The following is an 18798-nucleotide window of genomic DNA, read 5'->3' on the forward strand; positions in this document are numbered from 1 at the left end:
TTTTAGAAAAACAACAACTGTGACACAGCGTATATAACAAGTCCAGCCAATGCACCCACAATCGTGCCGTTCACGCGGATGTACTGCAGGTCCTTGCCCACCATCAGCTCAATCTTCTCGGCGGCTTCCTGCCCGTCCCACTTCTGAATCGTCTCCGAAATGATCCCGACTATCTGGCCCGCGCCGTTCTCCGCCGCGAAGTGCGTCCACTTCCGAAGGTGGCGCTCCGCTGCCTGACGTGTCTCAGGCTCGTTGACAAGCTTCTCACCCCACTCGTGCACCGTCAACGCTATCTTTCGACGCACCATGCTCTCCGGGTCGGAGGCCGACTCAATAATCGCCGCCGACACCTGCCCCCACAGCCCAGCAGCCGCGTTCTGCACCGCGTTCGACGCCATCACGTCCGCCTTCAGCTCCTCCACGCGAGTGATCATGGCGCCGTCGAATTGTAGGTCCTGCGCGAACTGGTTGATTTGGCGTCGAATAGCGCGGCGAGCTTCATGGTCCTTGTCCTTATCGACGTCCGCCATGAACGCCACCAGCTCGTTATACACCTTCGCGCCGACCAAGTCCCGCGCGAATTTCGGCGCCCAGGTGGGCATCCGCTCGTCGATCGTGCGGACGATCACGTCCTCCATGCCTGCGAGGCGCTCGTTGCCCCAGGCAACGATGTCGTCAACCAGCGGCTCGATCTTGCCGTCCGCGATGAAGCCCTCCAGCGCGCGCCCAATCGGCGGACCCCAGACCGGCTCCGCGAACCGGTCAATCACCTGCGAGTTGAGGAACTCCTCCGCCTCCGCAGGGTCAACCGCCTCAACGGCCTTGACCGTAAATTTGCCGGCTTCCTCCGACACCCGCTTCGCGTTCTCCTCCAACGCCAACCACGTACCGGCACGCTCCGGGATACCCGCCGCCATCACCTTTTCCGTGATAGTTTCCGCATTCAGGAAGTTCTCGCTGACGAAGTCGCTCAGCGCGTCCGCCACCTGGTCCTTCTTGTTCGGCACCAGGGCCGTATGCGGAATCGGCAGCCCCATCGGATGCTTGAAAATCGCCGCGACCGCGAACCAGTCCGCCAGTCCGCCGACCATCCCGGCCTCCGCCGCCGCACGGACGTACCCCACCCACAACGGGGCGGTGCCCTGCGACTGCCACCACGAGCACGACAAAAAGATCACAGCCATCAGCCCCAGCAGGGCCGTCACCCCGATCTTGTACTTCCGCAGGGTCCTACGACGCTGCTCGTCCGCCTCAGTGAGCTCCATCAACGCATGTGTTGCCATGCATCTGATTAAAGCAAAAAATCTCCCCGCCACCACACTGAGCATGGTGACGGGGAGACCTGGAGGTAGCCGCTAATTGACGCGACCGGTCTGCTCACGGTACTGACGGTAGCCCGCGCGGCCCTTCACAATCAGGACGGAGCCGAGGACGAGCGTCACCACCGCCTCTACGAGGCCGTACAGGATGAGCTGGCTGCTGAGCTGAGCAGACGCGCCGTACCCGTACGTGCCAACAGTTGCACCCCAGATGGCGAGCCCCATACCGAACAGTGATGCCAAAATCAGGCCCATAGCCACCCACGTGGAGTGACGTACAAGCGAAGAGTGCGGCGCGGAGTACGACACCGGGTCGTAGCCTTCGACGTACAGGTCCTGAATCTTGCCCTCGTACTCAGGGAACGACTCACTGCGGATATCAGCTACAGCATGTTGGGACGCCATCGTTGTTTCCTTCCTCGTTTACTTTTCGTTTTAGTCGTCGCCGCCACGGACCGCCGCGCGAACACGCTCGGCGTTAATCGCGCCGACCGCATCCAGCGGAATGCCCGCAGGGCAGACGTCTGCGCACTCGCCGTACAGGGAGCAAGGACCAAAGTTGGTTTCCAACTCGTCGATCATCTTGCGTGCACGACGGCTGCGCTCCAGCTTGCCCAGTGGCAGCAGCTTCAAGTGCTTCAGCTTAGCACCAGTGAACAGGTGCGCGGCGCCATTCGGGCACGCAGCCACACAAGCGCCACAGCCGATGCAGGCAGCGTAGTCAAGCGCAAGCTCGGAATCGTGGTGGTTGACGGACAGGGTGTCTGCGTCTGGGGCCGTGCCCGGGAAGACGGAGACGTAGCCGCCCTGCTGCATCACTCGGTCGAGCGCGGAGCGGTCGACCACAAGGTCCTTGATTACCGGGAACACAGCGGAGCGGAACGGCTCAATCTTGAGCGTGTCGCCGTCGTTGTAGTTCACCAGGCGCTGCAAACATGCAGGGACGTTCTGGTCCGCACCGTGTGGGCGACCGTTGATGGTCAAACCACAGGTACCGCAGATGCCCTCGCGGCAGTCAGAAGCGTAGGTGAAAGGCTCCTTGCCTTCCTCAACGAATTGGTTGTTGACGTGGTCAAGCAGCTCCAGGATGGACATCTGCTCAACTGCGTCCGGCACCTCGACGGTCTCGAAGTGGCCTTCAGTATCGGGTCCGGCCTGACGCCAGATCTCAAGTGTCAGTTTCATTACTTGTAGTTCCTCGTCATCAGTGGGATCGAATCGAAGTACAGTGGCTCGGCGTGACGCACGAACTGGTCATTGCCCACGGTCTCCCATGCGGAGACGAAGCACCAGTTCTCGTCGTCACGAGCGGCCTCGCCGTCTTCGGTGAGGTGGTCCATGCGGTAGTGAGCACCACAGGACTCGTTGCGGTCAAGTGCGTCAATACACATCAGCTCGCCGAGGTTGATGTAGTCAACCAGGCGAAGCGCAGCCTCGAGCACCTGGTTCATCTCATCAGCGCGACCTGGGATGTGGAGGTTCGCCCAGAAATCATTACGCAGGGCACGGATCTTGTCGATGCCCTCACGCAGGCTGTCGGCGGTACGCGACACGCCACAGTGCATGTACAAAATCTCGCCCAGCTTCACGTGGAAGTACTCCGGACCGTGCGGGTCGGAGCCCTTGATGTTCATCAGGCTGTCGATGCGCTGCTGCGCACGCTGTACAGCCTCGACGGATGCAGGTGCGTCCTCTGCGTACACCGGCTCATTGAGGTGATCCGCCAGGTAGTTCGGCACCGTGAACGGAATGGTGAACCAACCGTCAACCGATGCGGACAGCAGCGAGTTCGCGCCCAGGCGGTTCGCACCGTGGTAGGTCCAGGAGCACTCGCCTGCTGCGAAGAGGCCGTCGATAGACGTCATCTCGTTGAAGTCAGTCCACAGGCCACCCATGGAGAAGTGCACCGTCGGCGCAATACGCATCGGAGCCTTGTATGGGTTCTCGCCGGTGGAATCCTTGTACATCTCGAAGAGGTTGCCGTAACGCTCACGGATGACATCCTCGCCGAGGCGCTCGATGGAATCCTTGAAGTCCAGGTACGCCGAGTTGTGCAGCGGACCAACACCGAAACCGGCGTTGAGCTGCTGCGAAATAGCACGGGACGCAACGTCACGTGGCACGAGGTTACCGAACGCCGGGTAGCGACGCTCCAGGAAGTAATCGCGCTCGTCCTCTGGAATGGTGTTCGGGTCGCGGTCGTCGCCCTTTTCCTTCGGGGTCCAGATGCGGCCGTCGTTACGCAGGGACTCGGACATCAGCGTCGTCTTCGACTGCCAGCTCGCGTTCAGCGGCAGGCCGGTCGGGTGGAACTGAATGAACGCCGGCGACGCCAGGTACGCACCAAGCTCGTGCGCACGCATCATCGCGGAAGAGTTCGAGTTCTTCGCCAACGTGGTCTTGTGGTACACGTTGCCGTAGCCGCCGGTACCCAGCACAACAGCGTGGCCGGTGAACGGGGTCAGGGAGCCGTCAATCAGGTTGCGGGTAACAATACCGCGGCAACGCTTCTTGCCGTCTTCCTCAGTAATGATCAGATCGATCAGGTCGTTGTGCGTGAAGATCTCAACGTTACCCAGGTGAATCTGACGCTGCAGCGCCGACGCGGTGGACAGCTGCAGCTGCTGGCCTGTTTGGCCACGGGTGTAGTACGTACGGGAGACCTGCACACCACCGAAGGAACGAGTAGCAAGACCGCCACCGTACTCACGCGCGAACGGAGCACCGATAGCGTTCATGTGGTCGATCACGCGCACCGACTCGACAGCCAAGCGCCAGCAGTCAGCCTCACGGCAGCGGTAGTCGCCGCCCTTCACGGTGTCCTTCACGTGGCGGTACGCGCCGTCGTTATCAACCTTCTTGCCGCGGGCGGCGTTGACGCCACCCTGCGCTGCGATGGAGTGTGCACGACGAGGAGCATCATGGTACGTGAAAACCTGTACCTGATAGCCCAACTCGCCCAACGCGGCGGCAGAAGCACCGGCAGCCAAGCCGGTACCAACAACGAGCACCTTAAACTTGCGACGGTTCAGCGGGGACACCAGCTGCATGTGGTCCTTCTGGTACTCCCACATGTCTTTCATCCGAACCTCGTGGCGGTCCGGCATCGCATTATCAAGAATGCGACCAATGGTGACACCAGGAGCCGAGGACTCCGGCTGGCGGAACACCTCGTCCTGCGTCTGGTTCAAAGAGGTAGTCATTAAAGTTTCTCCTAATCAGCCGTTAGCGGGTGTATCCCGGGATAAGACCAGCCATAATGGCCAGTGGCATGATGACGTTGCCAAGCACGACGATGAACGGCAGCACGTACCCCAACACGACCATCACGCCGCGTCCACGCTCGCCGAGCCATCCAAGGTCAGAAACCGCCAGGTACACACCGTGCGTCAGGTGCAGCAGCAGTGCCAGCATGGCAACCACATAGAACAAGGTCACGTACCAACGCTCAGGAGCGAAGGTTGCAATCAGGTTGTCGCGAACATTGCCGTGAACGAACTGGTCAGAAGCAACAACCGTGCCCGCGGTCAGGTCCAGGATGTGGAAGATGATGAACAGCAGCAGGATGACGCCGGTCACCAGCATCCAACGCGTCGCGGTGGACTGCCAGCCCCCCATCAGGTTCGTACGTTTGAACGTACCGCGCGACTCGGCGGAGCGCTTCTTCAGAGCAAACGCACCATACACGTGCAGGATCAGGCAGGTCAGCAGCACGATACGGAGGATCCACAGGAATCCCCCGCGCGGGAACAGTGGCTCACCAAACGTGCGGAACCACTCGCCGTAGTCATCGATGTGTGCGCCGCCATCAGCCTTGAGCGGCATGAAAATTTTCAGGTTGCCCACCATGTGAACAAGCAGGAAGAGTCCGAAGATGAGGCCAGTGATGGCCATTTCGAGCTTTACTGCCCATGTTGGGATCCCTGGTCGCTCTCGTAGCGACTTCTCAGTAATTTTTCCGTGACGAATTGCTTCACGGTCTGTTTTTTGTACAGTCATGGCACCTCCAGTGTCACAACCACTTTAGGCACCAACCTTCACTATTACCTAGTCAGGGCATGTTTCTTTCGTCTAACTTTCACCCAAAATTCACAAGATTGGCGCGCTTGACAAATTGTCAGAATTTTTAGCATGGCGACACCCTGCATATATTCAGTATGAGAACAAACCAAGGTAAACCTAATTTGTGATATTACTCACTGATAGTCTTTCACGTCTGTAAAATCGCGGAATTACCCCCAAAGGTCGGTAGCACAAAGCGTGCTTCAAAAACCGCGAACCGGATGTGCTAGTGCATTTCGCATCACACAGCCAACACGCCCCAGAACTTGCCTCCAACGCACCTCAAATTGCTTGAAGCGTGAAGGCGGGCCGGGTGCGCACCAAATTCCTTCGCTAGGTTTGTGGGACCTGGGGTTTTGCAAACCGGCTCGCCGAAAAACAGGAATGTGGTGCGAAGAAGTAGTGGGCTTGGGAACTATCTTCGTAGACACAAGTCGCGACCTGGGGAAATAAAGGTGTTGGTCGACGGTAACCGGCCTCAGAGGCCAAGTAGTTCCCGGGCGTGGGAACTTTTCACACGGGGCAGGCCGGGGCGGGCCGGGGCAGGGCGAACGAGGCGAGGGATCTCCAGGGACGGACTGAAGTAAGCAAACAAGCAATCCCACCCACGCAACGCGAAACCCGGCCCCACCGGATGGTGGGACCGGGCGTCGAAAAGATGGAGCAGGAAGGAAAGCTACAGGTTAATCATGTGGCCTTCGATGCCGTGAGCCGCTTCCTTGAGCACCTCAGACAGGGTTGGGTGGATGTGGATGGAGCGTGCGATTTCGCCGGCGGTGAGGTCGAAACGCTGGGCGAGGACAACCTCCGGCAGCAGCTCGGCAACGTTGGCGCCAACCAGGTGGGCGCCAAGGATCTCGCCGTACTCTGCGTCGGCGACAATCTTGCCGAAGCCCGCGGTCTCCGCCAGGCCCACCGCCTTGCCGTTCGCAGAGAACGGGAAGGTCGCAACCTTAATTTCGCGGTCTGGCCACTTCTCCTTCGCCTGCTCCTCGGTGTAGCCCATGGAGGCGACCTGAGGGTTGCAGAAGGTGGCGCGCGGCGTCATCATGTAGTCCTCGATCTCGAGGGTTTCGGCACCCGCGATGGTTTCGGCGGCGATGATGCCCTGCGCCTCCGCAACGTGCGCGAGCTGCAGCTTCGCGGTGACGTCGCCGATGGCGTAGATGCCGTCGACGTTGGTACGCATGCGGTCATCGATGGCGATGGCGCCGCGCTCGGTAAGTTCGACACCAGCCTTGCCCAAGCCGTAGCCCTCGACGCGCGGGGCGAAGCCGACGGAGATCATCACACGGTCAACAGTGAGCGTCTCGGTTGTGTCGGTGCCATTCTTCTTGACGTCCACCTCGACCGAGTCGCCGTTGTCGCGCACGGCAGTGGTTGCGTGGCCGGTCATGAGCTTGACGCCGAGCTTCTTGTACGCCTTCGCGATTTCCTTGGACACATCCTTGTCCTCGTTCGGCAGGACGCGATCCATGTACTCGATAACGGTGACGTCCACGTCGTAGTTGGACAGCACGTAGGCGAACTCCATGCCGATAGCGCCCGCACCCACGATGACCATGGACTTCGGCGCGTCCTCGTTGAGGATCTGCTCCTCGTAGGAGACAACGTTCTTGCTCAACTCAATGCCTGGCAGGGTGCGCACGACGGAGCCGGTCGCGATGATGCAGTTGTCGAAGGTGACGGTTGTGCCCTTGTCGTCACCCTCGGTGATCTCGATCGTGTTGGAGTCGGTGAAGGAGCCAAGACCGTGAATCTCCTGGATCTTGTTCTTCTTCATCAGGTAGTGCACGCCGCCGACGATCTTCTCGGAAACCTTGCGGGAGCGCTTGTGGGCATCTGCGTAATCGAATTCGACATCACCCTTGATGCCGAACGTCTTCGCTTCATGGTTAAAGATGTGGGCGATCTCCGCGTTCTTAATCAACGACTTCGACGGAATACACCCAACATTGAGGCACACACCTCCCCAGTACTGCTTCTCAATCACCGCAGTCTTCAGCCCAAGCTGCGATGCTCGGATGGCGGCGACATAGCCACCAGGGCCAGCGCCGAGGACAACAACGTCATAATGCTCTTTAGTCACGTCACATAGGATACGTTGCTTGTAACGTTTTCGCCTCAATATCGGACACTTTAATAGAATGCTTGAAGGACCCCCTTCACCACCTACAAATAGTTGAGGAGCACCCCGTGAATATTGCGCGCCCAGCCATCGCCGGAGCCGCCGCCGTCGCGATCGCTGCAGGAGGCTGGTATGCCGTTTCACCATCCGAGGAACAGGCAACGACCATTTCTGCCGCCCAGAGCGTAGAGGAAACGTCGATAAGTGAGGCGACGACGACCCCTTCCTCAAAGACCACCACGACCACAACCCAGGTTGAGGAAACGACGGTCGTCGAAGTCGTCGAGGAGGACAGCACCGAACCCACGCTTGACGACGCCGACATCCCCACATCCGAGGGCTCCGAAACCACAAACGACGCCATCAAGCGCGTGAAGAAGCTGGAGACCGCACCGAAGAAACCCTACGGTAAGGATAAGGACCAGCGGTGGTTTACCGACATCGACGGCATTAGAGGCTCCGAAAAGCTCAGCGTCTACTCCCCCGCCATGGAACGCGACATCCCCGTCGGCGTGATCCGCGCAGACGTACCCGACGCCCCCACCGTCTACCTCCTCAACGGCGCCGGCGGCTCCGAACAGGACACCGACTGGATCGCCCAGGCCTGGGACGTTGTAAACGATGTGTTTAAAGATAGATCGGTAAACGTCGTCATCCCGATGGCTGGTGCGTTCTCCTACTACATCGACTGGCTCTACGAGCCCGACACCCCATACCTGCAAGGAAAGCAGTTGTGGTCCACATTCCTGGGCTCCGAGCTTCCCGACGCCATCGAGCCCTACCTCGGCGCCAAGAAGGACAAGCGCGCCGTCGTCGGGTTCTCCATGTCCGCCACCTCAGCTCTCCTCCTCGCTGAGCACAACCCAGGCAAATACGCCGCCGTCGGCTCTTTCTCGGGCTGCGCCGCTACCTCCACGGGCATCCCGAACGGCTGGGTCAACCTGACCGTCAACCGCGGCGGCGCCAAACCTGAAGAAATGTGGGGCCGCGCCGGCAGCGAGTACAACCGCCACAATGACGCCCTCGTCAACGCGGAGAAGCTCAAGGGCACCAAACTGTACATCTCCAGCGCAACCGGCCTCTTCGCCGAAAGCGACACCGTCGGCTTCCTCCGCAAGACCCGTAACATGGACTTCATCCAGGCCTCTGCGAATGCGCAGACCCTCATCGTCGAGGGCGGCGTGATCGAAGCCGCCATGAACGCCTGCACCCACGACCTGCTGGTCAAACTGAAGGCCAACGACATCCCATACAACGCCAACCTGCGCGCCACCGGCACCCATTCCTGGCGCATCTGGAAGGAAGACCTGGAGCTCGCCTGGAAGCAGACCATCAAGCCGGCGCTTGGGGTTTAGCGCCTTTCTTTAGGCACGTCAGGGCCGCGCACCATAGCTGCTAGGCACCAAATTCCCTCCCTTAAGGACTGCGACCTGGGGAAACGCTCATGCCCTCTTCCAAAAAATAGGAATCTGGTGCGCCCCTTGAAAGCCTCGACACCAAATTCCCCCACCCAAACCCGGCGCCCTGGGGAAACGCTCATACCCCGTCCCCAAAAACAGGAATTTGGTGCGCACCCCTCAAACCATCGACACCAAACACAAAACCCGCCGCACCACCCAACAAAAGGTGGCGCGACGGGCGGAAACAAGCGAGGACCTAGAACAGCCCCATGCCGTACGCGATGGTGGAGGACGTGGAGGAGCCGAAGTGAATCAGCTCGCCGAGGACGGTGTTGATAGCAACCTGCATGGACTCGATCGGGTTCATTGCAACTACCTTCTTTCAAAGAGAAATTCTGTACGAATGAAATACTTCCCACATTCTTGCATGAAACGCCGAACGAAGTGGCATCAGAAGCCCCAATTGTCACATCTGTAAAGTAGGATGTCTTTCATGTTGAAGCGCATCACTCGTTCGGTTGTGGCTGCAGCGATGGCTGTGGCCATTCCTTTGTCTGCTGTCCAGACTGTTCCGGCCCTCACGCCCAAGGCGGTAGCCCAGTCTGTGGGCACCGTGAAGCCCTGGAATGCTGTCGAGAATCCGCCGTTGGCGAAGACGGATGGGAAGCCGCAGAAGTGGGTGAGCCAGGTCGACCATAAGCGGGTGCTGAGCTACTTGGTGTATTCGCCGTCGATGCGTCGGGATATTCCGGTGGCGGTGTTGCCTGCGACGAATACTGCTGGGCAGCGCGTGCAGAACGCGCCGACGATTTACTTGCTCAATGGCGCTGGTGGTGCGGAGCAGCACCAGGACTGGTTGAGTATGAGTGATGCTCGTGACTTTTTTGCGGGTAAGGGCGTCAATGTTGTGATTCCGCAGGAGGGCGCGTTTTCGTACTACACGGATTGGGTGAGTGACAATGTGCGCTCGCGCTACATTAACGGTCCGCAGAAGTGGGAGACGTTCCTGGTGAAGGAGTTGCCGGGCCCGATTGAGGGGCTGCTGGGGGCGGATAGGAATCGTCGTTCGATTGTGGGCTTCTCGATGTCGGGAACCACGTCCCTGGTGTTGCCGACGCACTACCCGGGGTTTTATAAGTCGGCGGCGTCGTTCTCGGGGTGTGCGGCGACATCGTCGCCTGATGCGTACCAGTTTGGTCGGATTACGGTGAATAGGGCGTCGGGAACGTTGGATTACCGGACGGTGACTCCGGAGATGATGTGGGGCCCGATGGGCAGCCCGAATAACCGCTATAACGATGCGCTTGTGAATGCGGAGAAGTTGCGCGGGACCCGCTTGTACATTTCGACGGGCACTGGCCTCGCTGGACGTTCTGACCAGGTGAGCTACCTGGTTGGACAGGGGTTGTCGCAGCCCGCGGCTGGTGTGGGTTCGGCGATTTTGCAGGTTGAGGGCGGCGTGATTGAGGCGGCAATTAATAAGTGTTCGCATGATTTGCGCGCGAAGCTGGAGGGCTTGAACATTCCGGCGCATTATGAGTTCCGGAATGCGGGGACGCACTCGTGGCCGTACTGGCGCGAGGATCTGCACAAGGCGTGGTTTACGACGATCGCGCCGTCGTTCGGAATGTAAGGCAATGTAGGCCAAGGTGAAGCACCTTTCTTTTGCCACGCTGTTCGCGGCGGTGAGTGGCTTTGTGGTGTTGTGGGTGGCGTCGAAGGCACTCGACGCCGACACGGCCTACCGCTACTTCGCTGCGTATTGGGGGTTGTTCTTCGCGTCCACCGGGCTTATTGACGGCCTCACCCACGAGACGACCCGCGCCGTCGCTGCGGCGCGCGAGGATGGCCGGCGTGGTTCGGCGAATCCGTGGCGGTTGGGGGCGTGGACGGCGCTGGTGGTGGTTGTTGTGGTGACTGTCGCGGGCGCGCTGTTTATCGGCACCGTTGTCCCCGGGAGCACGCTGACGGCCACTGCGTTGCTACAGGTTGGCCTGGTGATGTATACGTTCCAGGCTGTGCTGGGCGGGGTGCTCAGTGGCGCGCAGTTGTGGGAGCGTTACGCGGCGTTGGTGGCGTTGGATTCGGGTGTGCGGCTGGTATTGGCGTTGGCGGCGTGGGCGCTGGGGTGGGGGCTGCCGGTGTTTCTGGTGATTACGGTGGTCGGCGCGTTGAGCTGGCTGGTGGTGTTGCGTCGGGAGCATTTGCGGGTGCCGCTGGATGTGCATCGTGGGGTGTTTGTGCGCCGGGTGTTGACGGCGATGGTGGCGTCGGGGGCGTCGGCGGCGCTGATTACGGGCTTCCCGACGGCGGTGAACGCCGCGTTTCCGCAAGCGTCGGTGGCGGCGATTATGAACGCGGTGATTTTGACGCGGGCGCCGGTGTTGGTGCCGTTGCAGCGGTTCCAGTCGGCGCTGGTGGTGAGGTTTGTGGAGCGTCGAGAAGCGTTGGTTGCGGCGTTGGTGCAGCCGGTCGCTGCGGTGCTCGGCTTGGGTGTTGTGGGCTTTGTTGCGGCGTGGGCGGTGGGCCCTTGGATTTTGAAATTGGCGTTTGACCCGGAGTTTTACGTCGATGGGCTGACGCTTGGGGTGCTCACCTTTGCGTCGGCGTTTATGGGCGCGCTGATTATTACGGGGGTGGCGGTGCTGTCGCTGGAGCGGCACGGCTGGTACGTCGCGGGGTGGCTGACGGCGACGGCGGTGGCGTTCGCGGTGCTGGGGGTGATGCCGCGGCTCGTGGGTGTCGACGTCCACTCCGTCGTGGTCACGGCCCTGTTCGCGGGCCCGCTGGCGGGGGCGGCGGTGCATTTGGTGGCGCTCCGGCTAAGGTAGAGGCCCATGGGAACAATGCTGGTCACTGGTGGTGCGGGTTTCATCGGCGCGAATTTTGTGCGGATGGTTGCCGAGCGCACTGACTACAAGGTCACGGTTGTGGACAAGCTGACGTACGCGGGAAACCCGGCGAACCTGCGGGGGTTGGACGTGGAGTTGGTGGAGGGGGACGTCGCTAATGAGGCGCTGATGGGTGACTTGGTGGGGGCGTCGGATGTGGTGGTGCATTTCGCGGCGGAGTCGCATAACGATAATTCGTTGGAGGACCCGTCGCCGTTTATTCACTCGAACTTGATCGGCACGTATGTGCTGCTGGAGGCGGTGCGGAGGCACGGGGCGCGGCTGCACCACATTTCCACGGACGAGGTGTTCGGGGACCTGCCGCTGACGGGCAACGAGAAGTTCACGGAGGCGACGCCGTATAAGCCGTCGAGTCCGTATTCGGCGACGAAGGCCGGCTCGGACCACTTGGTGCGGGCCTGGATCCGCAGTTTTGGGATCAAGGCGACGATTTCGAACTGCTCGAATAACTACGGGCCGTACCAGCACGTGGAGAAGTTCATCCCGCGCCAGATCACGAACATCCTATGCGGGCAGCCGGCGAAGCTGTATGGCACGGGCGCGCAGGTGCGCGACTGGATCCACGTCGACGACCACAACGATGCGGTGCTGACCATCCTGGAGCGCGGGAAGCTGGGCGAGACGTACAACATCGGCGCGGACAACGACCACACCACGAACAATCAGGTCATCGAGATGATCTGCGAGTTGATGGGTGGCGAGTACGAGCACGTCAACGACCGCCCCGGCCACGATCAGCGCTACGCGATGGACTCCACGAAGCTCACCACAGAGCTGGGGTGGCGGCCGCGTTACACGGCGGATCTGCGCGACGGGCTGCGGCAAACCATTGAGTGGTATCGCGAGAACCGCTGGTGGTGGGAGGAGACGAAGGGGGACGTCGAGAAGCGTTATGAGGCGAGAGGACAGTAATGATTGCTGGGTTGGAAGTCCACGAGCTTGCGGTGCACCGCGATAACCGCGGCTGGTTCAAGGAGAACTGGGCTGGGCAGAAGTTGGTGCCGGTGCAGCAGAATGTGAGCTTCAACGCGCGGCGCGGGGCGACTCGCGGCATGCACGCTGAGCCGTGGGATAAGTGGGTGTCGGTGGCGTCGGGCCGCGTGTTCGGGGCGTGGGTGGACATGCGGGAGGGCTCGGCGACGTTCGGGGAGACGTTCAGCTGCGAGATCGGCCCGGAGACGGCGGTGTTTGTGCCGCGCGGGGTGGCTAATGGTTTCCAGGCGCTCGAGGACGACACGACGTATATTTACCTGGTCAACGAGCGTTACCAGCCCGGCGCGCGCTACGCCTACTGCTCCTACAGGGAGGTCGAGTGGCCGCTGGAGCCCACGGAGCTTTCGCAGGCTGACCTCACCCACCCCATGCTTGTCGACGCCACCCCGGTCCCCCAGCGCAAAATCCTTGTGACGGGCGCAAACGGGCAGCTGGGCCGGGCGCTGCAGGAGCTCTACGGCCCGCAGGAGGCGGAGTTCTGTACGCGGGATGAGCTGGACATTACGAAGCTGGAGGGTGTGGACTGGTCGCAGTACTGGGCTGTGGTCAACTGTGCGGCGTATAACGATGTCAACGGCGCGGAGGATGACCCGGCTGGCGCGTGGCGCGTGAACGCGGAGGCCCCAGCCCAGCTGGCGCGGGCGGCCAACGAGCACGACCTAGTGTTGGTGCACGTGTCCAGCGACTACATCTTCGACGGCACGCAGGAGGTGCACACGGAAGAGGAGTTGCCGAGCCCGCTGAGCCGGTATGGGGCGTCGAAGGCTGCCGGGGAGACGGCGGCGCAGGTGGCGCGTAGGCACTACGTGGTTCGGACGTCGTGGGTGTTCGGGGATGGGGCGAACTTCATGGCGACAATGCGCCAGCTCGCGGAGGCGGACAAGGAGCCGCGGGTGGTGAAGGATCAGCGCGGGCGGCCGACGGCGGCGGAGGACCTGGCGAAGGGCATCCGCCACCTGCTCACGAACGAGGCTGAGTACGGGGTGTACAACATCACTTCGGATGGGGATTCGGTGGGCCGTGACGAGATCGCGATGGCGGTGTTCATCGGGATGGGCAAGGACCCCTCGCAGGTACACCCGGTGACATCAAAGGAGTACGGGGACAAGGCGCCGCGGCCTGCGGAATCGACGCTGGCGCTGGACAAGATGAAGGCGACGGGCTTTGCCCCCATGAACTGGAGAGCTGCGTTGGCGCTCTATCTTGGGTAGGTTGTACTGCATGAATCGCACTTCTCTTGCAGCTCTCGCGGTGGCGGGGGCACTGGTGGTGGCAACCCCGGCGTTCGCAGCTACCCAGACTTCTTCTCCTTCGACCGCTTCAGCCCCCGCGGCCACCACGGTCACTGTCACTCCGACGGTGACGGCGACGGTCACCCCGACCGTGAAGCCAGCGACGACGACCAACACCGCCCCGACGGACCCGGCGATGGCCCTGTCCGCGGGCGACACGTCGAACGTGTCCACTCCGGCGCTGATCCTGTTCATCATGGGCATCCTGACGACGGTGCTGACCGTGGTGGAGAAGCTGCCGCTGGATAAGATCCTGCCAAAGCGCTAAGTCGATGAAGGGCATCATTCTGGCCGGCGGGTCCGGCACCCGGCTCTACCCGATTACGAAGGGTATTTCGAAGCAATTGATGCCGATTTACGACAAGCCCATGATCTACTACCCGCTGACCACGCTGATCAGTGCAGGTATCCGGGAGATCATGGTGATCACCACGCCGGAGGACGCACCCGCGTTCCGCCGCCTGCTTGGCGACGGCTCCGATTGGGGCATCATGCTCCATTACGGTGTCCAGCCCTCCCCGGACGGTTTGGCGCAGGCGTTCCTGATCGCCGAGGATTTCATCGGGGATGATTCGGTAGCGCTCGTGCTGGGGGACAACATTTTCGACGGCGCCCTGGACTTCAGCCACGGCGGCACCGGTGGCACCATCTTCGCCTACGAGGTCTCCGACCCGCACCGCTACGGCGTCGTCGATTTCGATGAGTACGGCGTGGCCACCTCGATTGAGGAGAAGCCGGAGCACCCGAAGTCCAACTTCGCCGTGGTGGGCCTGTACTTCTACGACAACCAGGTCGTCGACATCGCGAAGACGATCACCCCGAGTGCGCGCGGTGAGCTGGAGATCACCAGCGTGAACGAGGCGTACCTGAACGCGAACCAGCTGCGGGTCCACCGCCTGAACAGGGGTGACGTGTGGCTGGACACCGGCACAATCGACTCCATGGCGGAGGCCTCCGCCTACGTAGAGGTGCTGCAGAAGCGCACCGGTGTGGTGATTGGCTCGCCGGAGGTCGCCGCCTACGAGCAGGGGTTCATCTCTGTGGACAGGCTGGTCAGCCTGGGTGAGTCCATGGTGAAGTCCGGCTACGGCACATTTCTTCTCGACGCCGCACGCAACTAGTATCGGTATCCATGTCCACCGTTACTGCGCTCCTGTCTGCCTACCACAGCACTGTTCCTGACCAGCTCGCCGAGGCGCTACAGTCCCTCGCTGAGCAGACCCGCCCCGCGGACGAGATCGTGGTCGTCTTTGATGGGCCGGTGGCGGATGGGATCGAAGGGGTCGTCGAGAAGTATGGGGTGCGCGTGGTGCGCTGCACTGAGAACCGCGGTGCGGGCCCCGCGCTGCAGGCGGCGCTGGAAACGATCAACAGCGAGTTCGTAGCGCAGCTCGACTCCGATGACAAGGCGTTCCCCCAGCGCATCGAGCGCCAACTCGAGTTCCTGCAGCAGCACCCCGAGGTGTCCGTCGTGGGCACCGCCGTGCAGGAGTTCGACGGCGAGCGCACCGGCGGCATCCGGCGCCTGCCCGAGCACCCCGAACACTACGCGAAGATCAACTCCCCCATGAACCACCCCTCCGTGATGTACCGCACCGCCGACGTCAAGGCTGTGGGCGGGTACCAGGACGTGCACCTCATGGAGGACTACGACCTGTTCGCGCGCCTCATCGCCGACGGCTACACCCTCTACAACATGCAGGAGCCACTCACCTACTTCCGGGTCACCGACGAGCAGTTCGACCGCCGCACCGGCAGCGACATGTTCACCTCCGAGGTGGACATGCAGATCCGGCTGGTGCGCTACGGGCTGATTGGCCGCACGCGCGCGATGGTGAACGTCGCGGTGCGTACCCTCTACCGACTGCTACCGAAGCCACTGCTGAAGCGCGTTTATGCGCGGCTTTTCCACCGCGCGGGGTAACATTTCGGGCAACATGAACGACGACACCTGGCTCATCATCCCCTGCTATAACGAGGGCCCCGTTATCCAGCAGGTCATTGAGCACGCGCGGGAAACGTTCCCGAACATCGTGGCCGTCAACGACGGCTCCCGGGACAACTCCGCCGACGCCATCCGCGCCGCGGGCGCCCACCTGGTCAACCACCCGGTGAACCTGGGCCAGGGCGCCGCGATCCAGACCGGGGTGGAGTACGCACGGGCCCAGTCGGGTGCGAAGTACTTCGTCACCTTCGACGCTGACGGCCAGCACCAGGTCAAGGACGTGCTGCGCATGGTGCAGCGCCTGCGCACGGAACCGTTCGACATCGTGGTGGGCACCCGCTTCGCTGGCCAGGACTCCTCACAGGTGCCGTGGATCAAGCGGGTGGTGCTGCGCACGGTGGTGATGCTCTCGCCGCGCACTCGTCGCCTCGGGCTTAGCGACGCCCACAACGGACTTCGCGCCTTCAACCTGAAAGTCGCCCGCGAGATGAACCTGCGGATGAACGGGATGTCGCACGCTTCGGAGATCGTCACCCTGATTGACCAGCACAAGTGGCGCGTCGCCGAGGAGCCCGTGGAGATCCTGTACACGGAGTACTCGATGAGTAAGGGTCAGTCCCTCATCAACGGCGTCAACATCCTGGCCGACAACATCGTGGCAGGGAGGCTCCCATGATCCAATTCGCGCTGATCTGCGCCACCGTCCTGCTGGCGCTCTATTTCTTTGCCAACCGCCGCAAGGCGAACGCGAAGGCGTGGGTGAAGATCGGTTTCGGGGCGATGTTCATCGCCGCCATCTGGGCGATCCTGCGTCCCGACGACGTCACCGTCCTGGCCAACTGGCTCGGCGTGGACCGCGGAACCGACCTGATGCTGTACGTGCTAATCATCGCGTTCTTCTTCACCACCATTTCAACCTGGACAAGGTTCCGTGAGCAAGAGCTGCGCTATGCCCGCTTGGCGCGGGCGGTAGCATTACAAAACGCAGAACAACCAAAGGAGCACCATGAGTGATACCAAGATCCCACCGCTGATGTGGGCGTTTACGGCAGTGTTGGCTATTGGCACCGGGGTAGGCGGCTACGTCATCGGCGCGAACAGCGCCACGCCGACTGTAGAAACTTCGCAAAGCGCGCCGTCCCAGGCCGCTGAGCAGCCTGCTGCGGAACCGACCATGAACGCGGCGGCGGAAGAGATTGAGCGCCGCGACGCCAACGACCCAATGGCGCTCGGCGATGTCGACGCCCCCGTGGTCCTCTCCGAGTTCTCCGACTGGGACTGCCCATTCTGCATCAAGGCGAACGTTGAGCTGATGCCGCAGATCATCAAGAACTACGTCGATGAGGGCAAGGTCCGCATCGAGTTCAACGACTTCGTGGTCAACGGCCAGGCCGCCGTCGAGGCCGCACGGGCGGGCCGCGCCGCAGCCGACCAAGGCAAGTTCTTCGAGTACCAGGACGCCTACATGGCGGAGGCCGTGAAGGCCAACGGTCACCCCGACTTCGCCATGGAGGACTTCGTCCGCTTCGCGGAAGCTGCCGGCATCCCGGACATGGAGAAGTTCAAGGCCGACGCCGCCAGCGACAAGTATGACGCCGCGCTGAAGGAAGCCAACGAGCTCGCACAGCGCGCAGGGTTCAACTCCACCCCATCCTTCCTGGTCAACGGCCAGGAAATCATCGGCGCGCAGCCCTACGAGGCCTTCGAGAAGGCCATCGAGGACGCGCTGGCCAAGTAGCTCGTTTCTAGGAACGCGCGATAACGTCCGCGACGTGGGCGTGCCCACGCGCGTTGACGTGCAGCGGCATGTTGCGTGGCGACGGCCCGAAATCGACCAGCCCGGACCACATCCGGATGTGGTCCGGCGCGCACATGTTGTTGTTCCACGTGGAGGGCTTCAGGTCCAAAAATTCGACACCAGTTGCGCGGGCCAGGTCCACCTGCATCCACTGCGCGGTGTCCTCCATCACTTTCACGGAGGGCATTGGGGTGGCGTCGTGAATGTTGTTGCCGAGCTGGAAGAGGCACACGCGGTCGCCTTCAGTGATCTTCGGGTAGCCAACGATCTGGATGCGTGCGCTCGGTGCCGCCGCCCGGATCCTGTTCACCTGCGGGACCATCGCGTTGGCGAAGGCGCGGCGCTGCTGCTCCGGAGAGCGGCCGCCGGTCGAATACGTGTCATTGAAGCCGGTGGAGATGACCACGCGGGCCGTCGCCGGATTGAGGGCGCGGTCGCGCAGCGCCCGGTCGACCTGCAGGGAGAAATACGGGCCAACGCGGGTTGAAACGGTACCGGCGCACGAGTAGTCCATTGCCTGCAGCCCCAGGCGCGCGGAGGCCTGCTTGCCCCAATTCATGGCGCCGGTTGGGCACCAAACCTTCGCGTCCGAGGAGCCGTGTGGCGTCGCGCCGATTTTCCCCGCCGTCCAGTCGTGGACTGCTGGGGCGGCGACGACCGAATCGCCGAAAATGACCATGTTACCCGGCTGTGCGGTGGTCTGCGCTGGCACAATGGCCAGCGCGGTCGCGATGATCGCCGCCGTCAACGTACGAAACACAAGTGCATTTCTTTCACATCCACAACAAGAACTACGACTACTTCGCAAAATGATTCCCGGGCCGCCGCCCGCCGTTGAGTTGTGAACCCCCGTCGACTCGTTTGAATAAAACTTACTATACCCGCTGGTAAACAGCAAGATCACGCCCTATATTAATCCCCACCAACTGCGGTGGGGCCTTATAGGCTG

Annotated in this window: 18 protein-coding genes; 11 read left to right on the forward strand and 7 right to left on the reverse strand. The window is 61.7% G+C overall.

Annotation, left to right across the window (positions count from 1 at the left end; translation table 11 throughout):
• Positions 1-2 precede the first annotated feature (2 nt).
• The 6 genes from BJP07_RS06280 to lpdA all read right to left on the reverse strand — a co-directional run bounded on the left by BJP07_RS06280 (position 3) and on the right by lpdA (position 7470).
• On the reverse strand, positions 3-1283 hold the full coding sequence (locus BJP07_RS06280) for a DUF445 domain-containing protein (RefSeq protein ID WP_071566647.1): 1281 nt from the start codon (positions 1281-1283) through the stop codon (positions 3-5).
• A 72-nt stretch (positions 1284-1355) separates the two neighbouring features.
• Positions 1356-1724, reverse strand: a complete 369-nt coding sequence (locus BJP07_RS06285; protein WP_071566648.1) for a hypothetical protein — start codon at positions 1722-1724, stop codon at positions 1356-1358.
• Positions 1725-1754: 30 nt separating this feature from the next.
• Positions 1755-2504 (reverse strand): succinate dehydrogenase/fumarate reductase iron-sulfur subunit, encoded by a 750-nt coding sequence (locus BJP07_RS06290; protein WP_071566649.1) that lies wholly within the window; start codon positions 2502-2504, stop codon positions 1755-1757.
• On the reverse strand, positions 2504-4522 hold the full coding sequence (locus tag BJP07_RS06295) for a fumarate reductase/succinate dehydrogenase flavoprotein subunit (RefSeq protein ID WP_071566650.1): 2019 nt from the start codon (positions 4520-4522) through the stop codon (positions 2504-2506). Before BJP07_RS06295 ends, BJP07_RS06290 begins: the two co-directional genes overlap by 1 nt.
• Before the next feature lie 22 nt (positions 4523-4544).
• Entirely contained in the window at positions 4545-5318 is a 774-nt protein-coding gene (locus BJP07_RS06300) for a succinate dehydrogenase cytochrome b subunit (protein WP_071566651.1), read from the reverse strand.
• 739 nt (positions 5319-6057) lie between these two features.
• Positions 6058-7470, reverse strand: a complete 1413-nt coding sequence (lpdA, locus tag BJP07_RS06305) for a dihydrolipoyl dehydrogenase (RefSeq protein ID WP_143109690.1) — start codon at positions 7468-7470, stop codon at positions 6058-6060.
• A 107-nt stretch (positions 7471-7577) separates the two neighbouring features.
• Here lpdA and BJP07_RS06310 point away from each other — a divergent pair, with 107 nt between their 5' ends.
• The 11 genes from BJP07_RS06310 (at position 7578) to BJP07_RS06360 (ending at position 17789) form a co-directional block, all read left to right on the forward strand.
• On the forward strand, positions 7578-8864 hold the full coding sequence (locus tag BJP07_RS06310; protein WP_071566652.1) for an alpha/beta hydrolase family protein: 1287 nt from the start codon (positions 7578-7580) through the stop codon (positions 8862-8864).
• A 538-nt stretch (positions 8865-9402) separates the two neighbouring features.
• The gene (locus tag BJP07_RS06315) at positions 9403-10542 is read left to right on the forward strand and encodes an alpha/beta hydrolase family protein (protein ID WP_177222531.1); all 1140 of its coding nucleotides are present in this window, start codon (positions 9403-9405) and stop codon (positions 10540-10542) included.
• Positions 10543-10558: 16 nt separating this feature from the next.
• Positions 10559-11740 carry a hypothetical protein gene (locus BJP07_RS11315; protein ID WP_071566653.1) on the forward strand — a complete coding sequence of 394 codons (1182 nt, stop codon included), beginning with the start codon at positions 10559-10561 and terminating at the stop codon, positions 11738-11740.
• A 6-nt stretch (positions 11741-11746) separates the two neighbouring features.
• A complete protein-coding gene (rfbB, locus tag BJP07_RS06325; RefSeq protein ID WP_071566654.1) occupies positions 11747-12733 on the forward strand; it encodes a dTDP-glucose 4,6-dehydratase in 987 nt (328 codons plus the stop codon).
• A complete protein-coding gene (gene rfbD / locus BJP07_RS06330; protein ID WP_071566655.1) occupies positions 12733-14025 on the forward strand; it encodes a dTDP-4-dehydrorhamnose reductase in 1293 nt (430 codons plus the stop codon). The genes rfbB and rfbD overlap by 1 nt, the downstream gene beginning before the upstream one ends.
• A 10-nt stretch (positions 14026-14035) precedes the next feature.
• Positions 14036-14374 carry a hypothetical protein gene (locus BJP07_RS06335; RefSeq protein ID WP_071566656.1) on the forward strand — a complete coding sequence of 113 codons (339 nt, stop codon included), beginning with the start codon at positions 14036-14038 and terminating at the stop codon, positions 14372-14374.
• 4 nt (positions 14375-14378) lie between these two features.
• Positions 14379-15227 (forward strand): glucose-1-phosphate thymidylyltransferase RfbA, encoded by an 849-nt coding sequence (gene rfbA, locus BJP07_RS06340; protein ID WP_071566657.1) that lies wholly within the window; start codon positions 14379-14381, stop codon positions 15225-15227.
• 11 nt (positions 15228-15238) lie between these two features.
• Positions 15239-16030: a glycosyltransferase gene (locus BJP07_RS06345; protein WP_071566658.1), complete on the forward strand. Its 792-nt coding sequence runs from the start codon at positions 15239-15241 to the stop codon at positions 16028-16030.
• Positions 16031-16043: 13 nt separating this feature from the next.
• A complete protein-coding gene (locus tag BJP07_RS06350; protein WP_071566674.1) occupies positions 16044-16727 on the forward strand; it encodes a glycosyltransferase family 2 protein in 684 nt (227 codons plus the stop codon).
• Positions 16724-17065: a DUF2304 domain-containing protein gene (locus BJP07_RS06355; RefSeq protein ID WP_071566659.1), complete on the forward strand. Its 342-nt coding sequence runs from the start codon at positions 16724-16726 to the stop codon at positions 17063-17065. Before BJP07_RS06350 ends, BJP07_RS06355 begins: the two co-directional genes overlap by 4 nt.
• Positions 17058-17789 carry a thioredoxin domain-containing protein gene (locus tag BJP07_RS06360; protein WP_255365936.1) on the forward strand — a complete coding sequence of 244 codons (732 nt, stop codon included), beginning with the start codon at positions 17058-17060 and terminating at the stop codon, positions 17787-17789. Before BJP07_RS06355 ends, BJP07_RS06360 begins: the two co-directional genes overlap by 8 nt.
• A gap of 7 nt (positions 17790-17796) precedes the next feature.
• Here BJP07_RS06360 and BJP07_RS06365 read toward each other — a convergent pair whose 3' ends face one another.
• Positions 17797-18609 (reverse strand): GDSL-type esterase/lipase family protein, encoded by an 813-nt coding sequence (locus BJP07_RS06365; protein WP_071566660.1) that lies wholly within the window; start codon positions 18607-18609, stop codon positions 17797-17799.
• Between the last annotated feature and the right edge of the window lie 189 nt (positions 18610-18798).

Origin of the sequence: Corynebacterium sp. NML130628, from assembly GCF_001875665.1 — a bacterium.
In the GTDB taxonomy this organism is placed as follows: Bacteria; Actinomycetota; Actinomycetes; order Mycobacteriales; family Mycobacteriaceae; genus Corynebacterium.